Here is a 13,566-nt window from a genome sequence, read left to right as displayed (position 1 = left end):
TAGTTAATCAATTTAGTTAAGCAACTATAGCTCATAAAAGCCGTTAGAGTTCCTATGCATCTAGAACTTGAAAAAATTAACTACAGTTAAGGTTTGAGAAATATAAAACTTTATGCGCTCTAAAATTTTGAGATTAATTATTTAAAAAACTTCATATTAAATAAAAATTGTATTTTAAATAAATTGCCCTTTGATAATTTGCAGTTCAGTATTACAACAAAGCATTTTTAATAATTGGTTTCAAGAAAAAAGGTTTATTTGGAGGTGAAGATGCGGGTAGTTCATGTCGGTAACTATATAACGGAAAGTTCTATAGGTGTAGATAAAACAGTGGCAGGATTAATGTCTTGGTTGCCACAATACGGCGTAGAGGTTGAAGCATGGCACTTTACCACCAAAGTAGACACAGTTCGAGAACGTAGTGTAGATTCAATGCAAATCTTTGATATTCCAGCTTACCGTCGCCCCTGGAACTTTCTATTGAAACTTACTCCCGCCGCCAGAAATTTTGTCCAACAACGGCAACAGGTAATAGACCTAATGCACTTACACTCAGTTTTTATGCCGCACAACATAGAATTAGCGGCAATTTTACGACGGCCTTATATAGTAACGCCGCACGGCGGATATAGCTCAAGAGTGTTGCAAGGAAAAAATCTCCGCAACCGATGGTTTAAAGCCGCTTGGCTTCAACTTCAAGAACAGGCATACATCCGCAAAGCCTCATTAATTCATGCCGTGAGCCAATCGGAAAGCGAACAATTAGAAAAACTTTTTGATAATGTAATGGTAAAAACCATTCCCAATGCTATAAACCCGTTGAAGAATTTGTCTAGCAGCGTAGATATTCCCCAGAAGAAAAACTTGCTATTTTTGGGACGTTTGGCAATGGATCATAAGGGATTGGATCGATTGCTCCAAGGCTATAGCCTGTTTATCAAAAATACAGGAGATCGAGAAACTCATTTAATTTTAGCTGGCCCAGACTATCGAGGCGACAAAGATTTATTAAATAAACTTGTTAGTTCTTTGGGAATGAGCGATCGCGTATCTTTTCCAGGGCCAGTTTTTGGCGAGGATAAGTGGATACTGTTAAAAAGTGCTTATGCTTTTGTGCAGACCTCTCGTTAGGAGGGGATGCCTTTTGCAATTTTGGAAGCTTTATCTGTAGGATGTCCAGCCTTAATTACACCAGAAACTAATCTAGGGGACGTAGTGCAGCAAGACAAAGCTGGTATTGTAGTTCTGGGAAACCCCGAACAGATTGCTCAAGGAATAAAATTACTGGTTGATACTACGCCAGAAAATTACACATCTATGAGCAACTCGGCAAGACAACTGATCGAAAACCGTTTTACCTGGTCTAAAGTGACACAGTCTATGGTTCATGTCTATGGCGAAGTTATGGAGAAGGCGGGCAATGGACGAACATGATACTTTATCAAAGGACGATAGCGCGATCGCTAATCAAATAGATAATCTTGAAACGCAACCTTTAGTTAGTATTTTAATTAACAATTACAACTACGATCGCTTTGTTCGCCAAGCTATAGATAGCGCCTTAAACCAAACTTATCCGCGAATTGAGATTATTGTTGTAGACGATGGCTCTACCGATAATTCCCAGGAAATTATTACTAAATACGGCGATAAAATCATCCCTGTATTGAAAAAAAATGGCGGTCAGGCATCAACTTTTAATGCTGGATTTGCCGCTAGTCAGGGAGAAATTATTTGCTTTTTGGATTCAGACGATGTATTTCTGCCCGAAAAAATTGCTGAAGTTGTAAATGTCTTTACTGAGAACAAAGACATTGGTTGGTGTTTTCACAATCAACAGTGGGTAGATGAAAATACTCAGCCGCTCCCCCAAACTAGCACTCAGCGCTCATCGCAAAAATGCGACTTTAGAGCGCTTATGAAAGCAGGGAAACTACCTCCACCATTGCCGGCTACTTCTGCACTTTGCTTTAAAAAAACTCTCCTTCAGCAGATTTTACCTATGTTTGAATCTGACGGTACTTCCGCCGATCGCTATCTTAAATATGTAGCTGTAGCTCTCGATTGCGGTTGTTTCTTGGGGAAAGTCTTAACTTTTCATCGAATACACAATAATAACGCTTATACGCTTAGAGATGATAAGCAATGGGTAGCAGCTAAATCTTTTATTCTTACAGGTTATTGGGTAAAAGCTAAGTTTCCAGTTTTAGCAAAACTTGCCAACAAAATGTTAGGAATGGGTATCAGTTCTTACTGGGCAATTGGTGGCATCGATCCTAAATACCAAGATGTTGTTAAAAATTACTTGTCTACTAGCTCTCCACTGGAAAAACTAGAAATTTATGCTAGAGCCTGCTATCACTACTTGAAGAAGATTAATCAATCAAAAGTATAAAACATAACGATTGTTTATATTAGCTACTACTATCAGAAAATCTCAATATTGTATAGTTAAAGACTTGCCAGTCAAACAATATGTAGCATAATTATCATAATTAAATAATATTCTCATCTTAAGTAAAATAACTATGGATTATGTCGTTAGAGTGATTAAAAGTGAATGAGCAAGTGCATTGTTATTACCCATCAACATTCCCTAAGTAGTCCTGGAGGTGGGACGCTAAGTTGCCTGCAAATTGCTCAACATTTGCAAAAATTAGGTGTCGATGTATTCCTCGTACCTGTATCGAACGATCCAACGGTAGAACTAAAAGCTAGTTCAGCTCAAGTTATGCCCGTACCACCCAGCCGGATACATTACTTATTCAACGGCATAAATGTAGCAAAAAGCGTGCAAAGGCTGATTGCAAATAAAAATATAGACGCAGTGTTGAGTTGGGATTACGAGGCTGCTTTTCTGCCTAAACTTTTACAGGCAAAAAACATTGTATTTGGCACGATCGCATCTTCTCCCTCCTACGAAACTTGGGTAAAGAGAAAAACTAAGCTACCGCTTGTTAAAGCAGTAACCGATGCCTGGTTTCGTTGGCGACCATTGAAATCTGCGGACGTAGTATTTGTATCGTCAAATTTTACGCGAAACGAATTAATAACTTTATTTCAAGTCGCACCGGAACGAATTAAAACTATCCATCGCGGCATAGATACAGTATTTGGCAAAGTGCAACGAATCTATAGAGGAGAAGTATCTCAACTAATTTTTTATGGATCTTTAGCGCCTTTAAAAGGAGTTTTTGATGTTATTGAAGCATTGGGAACTGTAGCTGCTCAAAGTCAACATTCCTGGACACTGAAAATAGCCGGGTGGGGCAATGAAGAATTAGTAAAAAAAGCAGCCCGCGATCGCGGTATTGAAGACAAAGTTATTTTACTAGGACGATTGGATTCAATAGCTTTAGCCCGCGAGTTGGAAAGCGCAGACTTAGCTATATTGCCATCTCATGCGGAATCCTTTGGGAGAGCGATCGCCGAAGCACAAGCGGCGGGACTACCAGTGATTTCCTACGATGTTGGTTCGGTGCCAGAAATAGTTGAAAAAGATGTTACAGGTTGGTTAGTACCGCTCGATCGGGTAGATTTACTCGCTGGGGCGGCGATCGCGGCTATGGAAGACCCACAAAAAACCTTTGCAATGGGTTTGGCTGGTCGAGAACGAGTAGCGAGGTTGTTTTCTTGGGAGCAAACAGCTTTGGCAATACTCAAAGGCATTGAAGAAGCAAAAGGAAACCGATATGAATAGCACCGATATTTGTAAAGATGAGACTCAAACAAACAGTCCCACCAATTCCGGCTTACGCGTACTTTTTGTTAGCCATACTTATGTAGTAGGAGTAAATCAAGGCAAATTAAATGCGATCGCCGCCACAAATCAAGCAACCGTTGGCTTGCTTGTCCCCCAAAAATGGCAAGCGAAGGCATGGGGAAAGCGGTTTGAAGTTGAAACACCCTATCCAAATATCCAACTATATCCAGCAAAAGTGTGGTTTGAAGGGAAAGTTGGTGCATACTTTTATCCACCTTGGGTAATGGGGCAGGCGATCGCCGATTTTTGTCCTGATATAATTCAAGTCGAGCAAGAAGTATTCTCTTTAGCAGCTTTTGAATTTGCGCTTTGGGCTAGGTTTACAGGTAAACCCTTAGTGCTTTTTTGTTGGGAAAATAGAGATCGCCAGTTATCAATAGTTCGTACCCAACTGCGTCAGTTTGTCTTGAATACCGCCCAACTAATCATTGCGGGAAATCTTGATGGGGAAGAATTATTGCGCCGATGGGGTTACACCGGACTAATTGAAGTCATGCCCCAAATGGGCGTAGATACAACCCTATTTCATCCAGGTTTGCGTCCGCCGCCAAGCGATCGCCCGTTGATTGTCGGCTTTGTCGGTAGACTAGCACACCAAAAAGGCATTGACGTGTTGATAGCGGCGGTAAGTCAACTGCGCGATCGCGCCTTAGAGTGTCAAGTTGTCCTGTGTGGATCGGGAGCGGAGGAGGAAATGCTGCGTCAAGAAGCGCAAAAGCAAAATGTAGCCGATCTAATTACCTGGAGAGGCGGCGTGCGCCACGACGAAGTACCAGCAGAAATGAGCAAGTTTGATGTTTTAGTTCTGCCTTCGCGTAGTGTCCCAGAATGGAAAGAGCAGTTTGGTCACGTACTTATTGAAGCGATGGCAATGGGCATACCCGTTATCGGTTCTAGTTGCGGCGAGATTCCTAACGTGATTGGACGACCGGACTTAGTGTTTAGCGAAGGAGATGCGGGGCAACTAGCAGCGATTTTAGAGCGGATGATAGGCGATCGCCCTTGGCGGCAACAATTAGAACAAGATAGCCTGACTAGAGCCAAAGAAAATTATACTCACGAACGCATTGCCGAGCGATCGCTGGAACTATGGCGCAAAGCTATAAAGCAGAAAGATTCTGAGGGGCAACAATAATGCGTGTAGCAATTTTGCGTAGGGCGGCGGGAGCTTCTTTCAGCATGGATGTTTATGCCGATGGTTTAGTTGCAGGACTTAAAGCATCTAGGCCAGAGTGGGAAATTGTTGAAATAGCACCAATGGACGATCGGCAACAGCAAAAAAATAATTCTTGGTTAACGGGGTTAGAGAAATACTACGAACGTTATTGGCGCTATCCCCTGACTCTCAAACAAAAAAAAGCAGACCTATTTCATGTGATCGACCATAGCGACGGGCATTTGATTTATTGGTTGAAAAAAAACCATCAGCCTATAGTAGTAACTTGTCACGATTTAATCAACCTTGTTAACCCAGAAAATGTTACTAATCAAGCACGTATTCCGGCGATTAGCATGGCAGTTTGGAAATATGCAGTTCAAGGTCTAAAAAAAGCCGATCGCATTATTGCTGTCTCTGCTCACACAGCAAAAGATATAGTCCAACAACTTGATATAAACAAAGAGCAAATAGCTATTGTGCCTGATGCGGTTGAAATTTTATTTCATCCTCTGGCCGCAGACAAAGTGGCATTTTTTCGCTCTCAACACCATATTTCGGCAGAAACAATGTGTTTGCTTCACGTTGGCTCTAACCATCCACGCAAGAATGTTTCTACAATTTTAAAACTTCTAGCCGCTTTAAAAATTCAAGGATTCTCTATTCATTTGTGGAAAGTAGGTGCAGATTTTACTGAAGAACAAAAAACTTTCATTCAAACTCAAGCTTTAGAAACATCTGTCAGTTATTTAGGTAAGCCAAACAAACAAACTTTAGTTGAAATATATAATGCTGCGGACGTACTATTGTCGCCCTCCCATTACGAAGGCTTTGGGATGACTGTCATCGAAGCAATGGCTTGTGGTACGCCAGTTATTGCGGCAAATGTTACATCCTTACCGGAAGTAGTAGGCGATGCGGGAGTATTAACAGAACCAACGGATGTGTCAGCAATGGTAGCGGCGGTAGAGCGTCTTTATCAAGACTCTAATTACCGTCAATCGTTGAGAGAAAAAGGCTTAAACAGAGCAAAACTTTTTACATGGGAAGCAACCGCTAAGGCGATCGCCACAGAATATGAAAAAATGATCGGTCAAATAAGATAACAATCCAAGTTCAGTTAAATCATAAAACCTAATTAACAATCCCTAGAGGCAATCTATAAAATGCAAATTATCCAAATTCAGGAGAAAACAAAACCCTTAAAAGTGCTGATCTCAACTTATGCTTGTAGACCAGGCAATGGCTCTGATCCAGGCATAGGATGGAACACAGTTCGGGAATTGGTTAAGCAGCATCAAGTCTGGGCAATTACCCGGAATGATAATCGCCCATTTATTGAAGCGGAGTTAGCTATTAATCCAATTCCTCAACTTCACTTCGTATATTACGATTTGCCTGCGTGGGTGCAATGGTGGAAGCGGGAACAAAAAGGAGTACAGTTGCACTACTATCTATGGCAGATTGGAGCTTACGGATTAGCGCGCCAGCTTCAATCTGAAATTGGCTTTGACCTAAGCCACCATGTAACTTATGTAAAATATTGGGGACCTAGTTTCCTGGCGCTGCTGCCAGTACCTTTTGTTTGGGGCCCTGTGGGCGGTGGAGAATCTGCACCAAAAGCTTTTTGGCAAGATTTCGGCTTGCGTGGGAAAACTTACGAAACTTTGCGAGACATTGCTAGGTGGGTGGGAGAGCGCGATCCACTTGTAAACCTTACTGCTCGACGAAGTGTTGTGGCTTTAGCAGCTACGCAGGATACAGCCAAACGTTTATCTGCTTTGGGTTGCAAACGAGTAGAACTATGTGAGGTAGCAAGTTTACCCGAAGCTGATTTTAATTGCCTGATGCAACTACCCGTTGTCTGCCAAAAACCTCGTTTTATTTCCATCGGTAGGCTTTTACACTGGAAAGGCTTTCATTTGGGAATCCGAGCTTTTGCGCAGGCTAATTTACCGGATGCTGAGTATTGGATTATTGGTGATGGGCCAGAAGCAAAGCAACTTCAAGAGCTTACCGAAGAATTAGGTATTACTGAGCAAGTTAAGTTCTGGAGTAAGCTACCTCGCGATCAAACCTTACAAAGGCTAGGAGAGTGTACAGCTTTAGTCCATCCCAGCTTGCACGATTCGGGGGGATGGGTTTCCTTGGAAGCAATGGCCGCCGGCCGCCCAGTAATCTGTTTGGATTTAGGAGGTCCAGCGATCCAAGTTACCGAAGAAACTGGCTTCAAAGTTTCCGCCCACACACCGGAGCAAGTAGTACAAGACTTAGCTGAAGCTATGACTCGTCTAGCTCAAGATGCAGATTTGCGGATGCAGATGGGGCAAGCGGGACAAAAACGTATAGTTGAAGCTTATGGCTGGGAAGCCAAGGGTCAGTTTTTACTTAACCTCTATGACGATGTTCTCAATTTGGACAAAGTTAAAGTCCCTACTTAATTTCTGTTTGGCTTTCGTGACGGTAAAAGTAATATCAGTTTTAAAGGGGGATTAGAAAAAATGCGTATCTTAAGCGTGCATAATCGCTATCAGATTCGTGGTGGAGAAGATGAATCCCGTGAAGCTGAGGAAAAGCTTTTGCAGCAAAATGGTCATGTAGTTGAGACTTACGAGGAAAATAACGATCGCGTAGCTGATTTAGGAGCAATTTCCACGGCAATCAAAACAGTTTGGTCTACCGAAGCTTACAATACACTGAGACATCGGCTCAAAGAACAGGTTTACGATTTAGTCCACGTCCAAAATTTTTTCCCCTTGATTTCGCCTTCAGTCCACTATGCAGCCAAGGCTGAGGGAGTACCAGTTATTCAAACTCTCCGTAACTACCGCCTGCTTTGTCCTAACGGCTTCTTTTTCCGCGACGATCGCGTTTGTGAGGACTGTTTGGGTAAGTTTGTGCCTTGGCCGGCGGTGCTGCATTCCTGCTACCGAGGTAGCCGCGCCGCCACTAGCGTACTAACTACCATGCTAACAACCCACCGAATTCTACCTACTTGGAATCAAATGGTAGATAAGTATATTACCCTTAGCGAGTTTGCCCGCGATAAGTTTATTCAAGCAGGTTTTCCTAAAGAGAAAATCGCTGTTAAACCTAACTTTGTTCATCCCGACCCGACTATTGGAGACGGACGCGGCGGTTATGCTCTTTATGTCGGGCGCTTATCGCCAGAAAAAGGCATTAGCACTTTGCTATCAGCATGGCAAAAGTTAGATAAAAAAGTTCCACTCAAAATTGTTGGCGAAGGGCCGTTAGCGGCACAAGTAGCTGAAGCGGTGAATTTAGATCGAGGTATCGAATGGCTGGGACGTAAACCTTTGCCCGAAGTCTACGAACTGATCGGCAATGCCACGTTTTTAGTGTTTCCGACTATTGGCTATGAAACTTTTGGACGAGTAGCGATTGAGGCTTTTGCCAAGGGAACTCCAGTTATTGCTTCTCAAGTAGGGGCGATTTCTGAATTAGTAGAATCTGACCGCAATGGATTACACTTTCGTCCTGGCGACGCAGAGGATCTAGCAATTAAAATTGAGTGGGCTTTGACCCATTCCCAGGAAATGGCAAAGATGCGGCAAGAGGCTCGAAATGAATTTGAAACTAAGTACACTGCCAAAGAAAACTATAGGAGAATAATGGAAATATATGCCACAATTCGGAGGCAATAGCTATAGCAATTTCTCAAAAAAAGCTTCAACTAACTAATTTTCTAGCAAACTATCGATTCTTGTAAAGCTTAATGAATCGCTTATATCCAAGACGACAGATAATAGTATCTGCCAACAAATGATTAAGATTTCTAATTTAATAATAATCTTTATCGCCGTAGTTTTTTTTCCGCGTATTCTAACAGCAATGGGAGCGCCAGCATTAATTAACTTTCTTCACTTTCCTTTTGTATTATTGCTTACTGGTTCGATTGTTCCTAAAATTACAACTTTGACCTCAAAAAAATTTTTTATTGGTCTATTCATTTTATTTACTACAATTACTGCTAGCGCCCTTATTAACAATGCTGGTTTTCTCAATATAGTTTTAAGTTTTTTGCTGCTTGCTGAACCATTTTTGTTGTTGATGGTAATTACAAGTATCCCTATATCTCAGACCAGTAACGAGCAATTTAAAACATGGCTGATGATTTTTAGCGCTATTCACATTATTATTATTTATTACCAATTTTTTATTATTCGTTCTCCAGATCCCGACGATGTACAAGGGGTTTTTACTGGACAAGGAGCAGGTCATCATGTTGGTGGGGCGATCGCTTTAGCTGTGGCGGTCTTTTTTGTGATGACTTATCCTAAGTTAGCTCTGTGGCTGCGAATATTAGTAGGCGTTATTTTTGCTGCGGATATTAGCTTTTCTGACTCCAAACAAGTATTAATTGTGTTTGTAGTTTCTTTTGTAATTATAATTTTTACAAAACTCAAAAATTTAGGAGAGATAATAAAATACTTAGCGATCGCAATAATTATTATTGGTTTAACCTATTGGTTTGCCCAAATTGCGTTTTCTTCATCTTTGTCTTTTTGGGGTAAAGATGATAGAATTTTGCAGGGAATTGGCGTAAAATTTTCAGTTTTTCCGATTATTAATTCTTATTACAGTTCGCCTCTAGACTGGTTGTTTGGTATTGGTCCTGGTCATTCTATTGGGCGATTAGCTTGGTTAATTCCAGATTATCAAGAACTTTTGCAACCATTAGGTATAACTTCCAACCCTGAAGTGGCAGAAACTATTTTTCTTGTCAATGATACACATCCTTTAACCAACAAAATTACTGGTAGTAGTATGTTCTCCTTAACCTTTTCTTGGGCGGGTGTATGGGGAGACTTGGGAATTATTGGACTTGGAGTTTATCTATATCTCTGGGTTTTAGTATGGAAAACTTGCCCCGATACTCTATCTCAATTTTTTCTAGTCACAATACTCGTTCACGGAGCAATTTTTTCTTGGATGGAAGAACCAGGTTATATGCTCTTTATGATTAGTTTAATTGGCATTCAATGGCAAAAAGCGCAACTCACTTTACTGGCTACTTCCCCACTGTTAGCTAAAAAAGCCTAATTGCTACCAAAAAAATACCTGTGATTGGCGGATCTAAAATACCCAAAAAGTGATTAAGATTTTTGTCATCTATCTAAAGTAACAATTGTATAAATATTTTCCCTTAAAATCGCCTAGGATTAGCTAACCGATTAGGGCTTCAGTCGCCTATAATACGAAGCAATTTCACAAACAATTACAAACCTAAATCAAGTTTGCGCCTATAAATTTTAAGCTCGTCTAAAAAGTATAGTGTGAGGTTATATATAATTAAACGCAATCCAGGAGTTGCGGAACATTATCTGGCGGCTTGCGCTCATATTGAGCATTTTATGGAGTACCGCCAAATCGTGCGCGATCAAAAAATTGAAAGTCAGCTTGAGGAGTTTCTTACTCACGAAGCTGAGGTACAACTAAAATCTGCTGTACCCAGTAAAACCGCCGCCTTGCAGCACTAATATATGTGTATATGTGCAATAACGTTATTAACAAAGATGGGGATTTTTGGAACTTCCCGTAAAGCGCTTTTTGGTTGAACAACAAAAAGCAGATTGGTTTAAAAACAAAATTAGAGGTTAAATATTTCGTGAAAGTTTTACTTTTATATCCCTTGTTTCCTAAAAGCTTTTGGTCTTTTGAAAAAACTTTAGAATTGTTAGGGCGAAAAGCCATGTTACCACCTTTGGGTTTGGTTACAGTGGCGGCAATTTTGCCCCAAGAATGGGAATTTAAGCTAGTTGATCGCAATGTCAGCGAAATAACCGAAGATATATGGCAATGGGCTGATTTGGTGATTCTTTCGGCGATGATTGTCCAGAAAAAAGACTTGCTTGCCCAAGTGCTAGAAGCAAAAAAACGCGGTAAATTAGTAGCGGTGGGCGGCCCTTACCCTACAGCCTTACCTCTTGAAGCCCAAGGTGCGGGAGCAGACTTTTTGATTTTGGATGAGGGGGAAATTACCCTGCCGATGTTTGTAGAAGCCGTTGAAAGAGGGGAAAAAAGCGGCACTTTCCGGGCTGTTAATGGCGAAAAACCCGATGTCAGCAATACGCCAACTCCCCGCTTTGACTTGCTAAAATTTGACGCTTATTCGGAAATGTCGGTACAGTTTTCGCGCGGTTGTCCGTTTCAATGCGAGTTTTGCGACATTATCGTACTTTACGGACGCAAACCTCGGACTAAAACCCCGGCGCAAATTATCGCTGAATTAGAATATCTTTATGAGCTTGGCTGGCGACGCAGTATTTTTATGGTAGACGACAACTTTATTGGCAATAAACGCAATGTGAAGTTGTTTCTTAAAGACTTAAAACCATGGATGGTAGAAAAACGCTATCCTTTCTCTTTTGCTACTGAAGCATCAATTGATTTAGCAAAAGACCAAGAATTGATGGATATGATGGTTGATTGTAACTTTGGTTCGGTGTTTTTGGGGATTGAAACCCCGGACGAAGAAAGCTTGACTTTGACGCAAAAGTTTCAAAATACCCGCGATTCCTTAACCGATTCTGTTTATGCTATAACCCGCACTGGGCTTAGAGTTATGGCAGGGTTTATTATTGGTTTTGATGGCGAAAAATCTGGCGCGGGCGATCGCGTAGTTAAATTTGTCGAAAAAACTTCAATTCCTACAGCTATATTTAGTATGCTGCAAGCATTACCCGATACAGCTTTAACTATTCGTCTCGAAAAAGAAGGCAGACTGCGATCGAAAGACGGTAACATCAACCAAACTACGTTGATGAACTATGTCCCCACTCGTCCTTTGGAAGAAATAGCCACGGAATATATTGCAGCTTTTTGGGAATTGTACGATCCAGAGAAGTTTTTAGATCGTACCTATCGCCACTTCCGCATTTTAGGCGAAGCCAAATATCCCGATAAAGGCAATTCTTCTAAAACTGGGGTTGACTCAAAGGTAATTCAGGCATTTTTGACAATTTGCTGGCGACAAGGGGTAGTTCGCAAAACTCGTTATGCTTTCTGGCGTAACTTGTTCAATATGTATCGCTTCAATCGCGGTGGTATTAGCAGTTACTTGTCAACTTGCGCCCAAATCGAGCATTTTCTAGAGTACCGAGAAATTGTCAAAGTCGAAATTGAAACTCAGTTAGCCGAATATTTGGCAGAAGAAGCAAAAATAAAAGCTCAAACTTCCCAAGTAAATGTCACAGCTTTAGTTAGCTAATTTTAAACGTTGGGCGCATCCTACACCTATGCGCCCAACCCAGTAATTACAGCAATTTAACCGCACGTAGACCGAAAAGTAACCCTACAGCCAGGGCAAAAAATCCGCCTAATAGCAAGACGTAAGAAATAACTCCAAACATTTGTGTTTCCCCGTTATCAGTTATAAAGAATATTGAAACATTAGTTGCAGTAACTTGCAGCGTAGAGTCGCCGATTGAAGTATTTGCTATGCCTGTTATTAGTGTAAATCTACCTTCCGAGTCTTACGACATTGCGATCGCACCAGGCAACTTGGATTTGCTGGGCGAAAAAATGGCTACCCTCAAGCTAGGTAAAAAAGTTTTATTAGTATCTAACCCTGTAGTTTTTGGTCATTATGGGGAAAGAGCAACATTAGCTCTGAAAAATGCTGGTTTTGATGTCACAACAAGCATTCTCAAAGATGGCGAACAATACAAAAATTTAACCTCTATCCAGCAAATCTACGACAAAGCCCTAGAAAACCGTCTAGAACGCTCCTCAACTATGGTTGCTTTGGGTGGGGGCGTAATTGGCGATATGACAGGCTTCGCGGCGGCTACATGGCTAAGAGGGGTTAATTTTATCCAAGTACCCACAACACTGTTGTCAATGGTGGATGCTTCTATTGGGGGTAAAACGGGCGTAAATCATCCCCAGGGTAAAAATCTAATTGGCGCATTCCATCAACCGCGATTGGTACTAATCGATCCGCAAGTATTGGATACTTTACCCGTGCGAGAATTTCAAGCAGGGATGGCAGAAGTAATTAAATACGGGATAATTTGGGACTTGGACTTGTTTGCACAAATGGAAAAGTGCGATCGCCTAGACGAAATGCGTTATCTTTCTCAAAGCCTGCTACAAACTATTTTGGCGCGTTCTTGTCAAGCGAAAGCCGATGTTGTCAGCAAAGATGAAAAAGAAGCGGGATTAAGAGCTATTCTTAACTACGGTCACACTATCGGTCATGCGGTAGAAAGCTTGACAGGCTATCAAGTAGTTAATCATGGCGAAGCTGTAGCGATCGGGATGGTAGCGGCGGGACAACTCGCACTCAAACTTAATCTGTGGGATGCAGATTCTCAAGCAAAGCAAATCAAACTAATTCAAAAAGCTGGACTGACAACTAAATTGCCGTCAGGAATAAATATTGATGCGATTATTGATGCTTTACAAACTGATAAAAAAGTTAAAGCGGGTAAAGTTCGATTTGTGCTACCTACTCAAATTGGTGCAGTAGAAATAACTGACCAAGTACATACAGATTTAATTCATCAAGTTTTACAAGAAATGCAGTAAATTTGTTCTTTTATGTCTTTTGTTGAGCAAGCAAAATATCTGCTTGAATAACTACTATTTCTAATCTAAAATTTTACCTGCATAAAAACCAAGA

General features: G+C 41.2%; 11 protein-coding genes and 1 pseudogene. 11 read left to right on the top strand and 1 reads right to left on the bottom strand.

From position 1 onward, the window contains the following. The first annotated feature begins 270 nt into the window (after positions 1 to 270). The 10 genes and pseudogenes from SYN7509_RS0208250 (at position 271) to SYN7509_RS0208200 (ending at position 12,150) form a co-directional block, all read left to right on the top strand. Positions 271 to 1,434 (top strand): annotated as a pseudogene (locus SYN7509_RS0208250) (glycosyltransferase). Beyond that, positions 1,421 to 2,395, top strand: coding sequence for a glycosyltransferase family 2 protein (locus SYN7509_RS0208240; RefSeq protein WP_009632907.1), 975 nt, complete (start codon positions 1,421 to 1,423; stop codon positions 2,393 to 2,395). Before SYN7509_RS0208250 ends, SYN7509_RS0208240 begins: the two are co-directional and overlap by 14 nt. Before the next feature lie 165 nt (positions 2,396 to 2,560). After that, positions 2,561 to 3,700, top strand: coding sequence for a glycosyltransferase family 4 protein (locus tag SYN7509_RS27540; protein WP_009632906.1), 1,140 nt, complete (start codon positions 2,561 to 2,563; stop codon positions 3,698 to 3,700). Beyond that, positions 3,693 to 4,898 (top strand): glycosyltransferase, encoded by a 1,206-nt coding sequence (locus SYN7509_RS0208230; protein ID WP_009632905.1) that lies wholly within the window; start codon positions 3,693 to 3,695, stop codon positions 4,896 to 4,898. The genes SYN7509_RS27540 and SYN7509_RS0208230 overlap by 8 nt, the downstream gene beginning before the upstream one ends. Further along, a complete protein-coding gene (locus SYN7509_RS0208225) occupies positions 4,898 to 6,025 on the top strand; it encodes a glycosyltransferase family 4 protein (protein WP_009632904.1) in 1,128 nt (375 codons plus the stop codon). Before SYN7509_RS0208230 ends, SYN7509_RS0208225 begins: the two co-directional genes overlap by 1 nt. A gap of 60 nt (positions 6,026 to 6,085) precedes the next feature. Beyond that, on the top strand, positions 6,086 to 7,360 hold the full coding sequence (locus SYN7509_RS0208220; RefSeq protein ID WP_009632903.1) for a glycosyltransferase family 4 protein: 1,275 nt from the start codon (positions 6,086 to 6,088) through the stop codon (positions 7,358 to 7,360). A 60-nt stretch (positions 7,361 to 7,420) separates the two neighbouring features. After that, a complete protein-coding gene (locus tag SYN7509_RS0208215) occupies positions 7,421 to 8,584 on the top strand; it encodes a glycosyltransferase family 4 protein (protein ID WP_009632902.1) in 1,164 nt (387 codons plus the stop codon). A 118-nt stretch (positions 8,585 to 8,702) separates the two neighbouring features. Beyond that, positions 8,703 to 9,983 (top strand): hypothetical protein, encoded by a 1,281-nt coding sequence (locus SYN7509_RS0208210; RefSeq protein ID WP_009632901.1) that lies wholly within the window; start codon positions 8,703 to 8,705, stop codon positions 9,981 to 9,983. A gap of 233 nt (positions 9,984 to 10,216) precedes the next feature. Beyond that, positions 10,217 to 10,420 carry a DUF4070 domain-containing protein gene (locus SYN7509_RS0208205; protein WP_009632900.1) on the top strand — a complete coding sequence of 68 codons (204 nt, stop codon included), beginning with the start codon at positions 10,217 to 10,219 and terminating at the stop codon, positions 10,418 to 10,420. Positions 10,421 to 10,548: 128 nt separating this feature from the next. After that, a complete protein-coding gene (locus SYN7509_RS0208200; protein WP_009632899.1) occupies positions 10,549 to 12,150 on the top strand; it encodes a B12-binding domain-containing radical SAM protein in 1,602 nt (533 codons plus the stop codon). Positions 12,151 to 12,196: 46 nt separating this feature from the next. On the opposite strand, the gene petL is transcribed toward SYN7509_RS0208200, so the two are convergent. Continuing rightward, positions 12,197 to 12,292 carry a cytochrome b6-f complex subunit PetL gene (gene petL, locus SYN7509_RS31545; RefSeq protein WP_071994149.1) on the bottom strand — a complete coding sequence of 32 codons (96 nt, stop codon included), beginning with the start codon at positions 12,290 to 12,292 and terminating at the stop codon, positions 12,197 to 12,199. A gap of 88 nt (positions 12,293 to 12,380) precedes the next feature. Between petL and aroB the strand changes: the two genes are divergently transcribed. Then, positions 12,381 to 13,472 carry a 3-dehydroquinate synthase gene (aroB, locus tag SYN7509_RS0208195; RefSeq protein WP_009632898.1) on the top strand — a complete coding sequence of 364 codons (1,092 nt, stop codon included), beginning with the start codon at positions 12,381 to 12,383 and terminating at the stop codon, positions 13,470 to 13,472. The last annotated feature ends 94 nt before the right edge of the window (positions 13,473 to 13,566 follow it).

This window comes from Synechocystis sp. PCC 7509, from assembly GCF_000332075.2.
Classification (GTDB): domain Bacteria; phylum Cyanobacteriota; class Cyanobacteriia; order Cyanobacteriales; family Chroococcidiopsidaceae; genus Aliterella.
The sequence above is the reverse complement of the archived record's forward strand: the minus strand, read 5'-3'. Positions and strand labels throughout refer to the sequence as shown.

What these genes read in the sequence shown, in the direction of transcription:
- SYN7509_RS27540 (WP_009632906.1), top strand. Translation starts at nt 2,561, where the DNA reads ATGAGCAAGTGCATTGTTATTACCCATCAACATTCCCTAAGTAGTCCT.
- SYN7509_RS0208215 (WP_009632902.1), top strand. Translation starts at nt 7,421, where the DNA reads ATGCGTATCTTAAGCGTGCATAATCGCTATCAGATTCGTGGTGGAGAA.
- SYN7509_RS0208225 (WP_009632904.1), top strand. Translation starts at nt 4,898, where the DNA reads ATGCGTGTAGCAATTTTGCGTAGGGCGGCGGGAGCTTCTTTCAGCATG.
- SYN7509_RS0208230 (WP_009632905.1), top strand. Translation starts at nt 3,693, where the DNA reads ATGAATAGCACCGATATTTGTAAAGATGAGACTCAAACAAACAGTCCC.
- SYN7509_RS0208220 (WP_009632903.1), top strand. Translation starts at nt 6,086, where the DNA reads ATGCAAATTATCCAAATTCAGGAGAAAACAAAACCCTTAAAAGTGCTG.
- petL (WP_071994149.1), bottom strand. Translation starts at nt 12,292, where the DNA reads ATGTTTGGAGTTATTTCTTACGTCTTGCTATTAGGCGGATTTTTTGCC.
- SYN7509_RS0208240 (WP_009632907.1), top strand. Translation starts at nt 1,421, where the DNA reads ATGGACGAACATGATACTTTATCAAAGGACGATAGCGCGATCGCTAAT.
- SYN7509_RS0208210 (WP_009632901.1), top strand. Translation starts at nt 8,703, where the DNA reads ATGATTAAGATTTCTAATTTAATAATAATCTTTATCGCCGTAGTTTTT.
- aroB (WP_009632898.1), top strand. Translation starts at nt 12,381, where the DNA reads ATGCCTGTTATTAGTGTAAATCTACCTTCCGAGTCTTACGACATTGCG.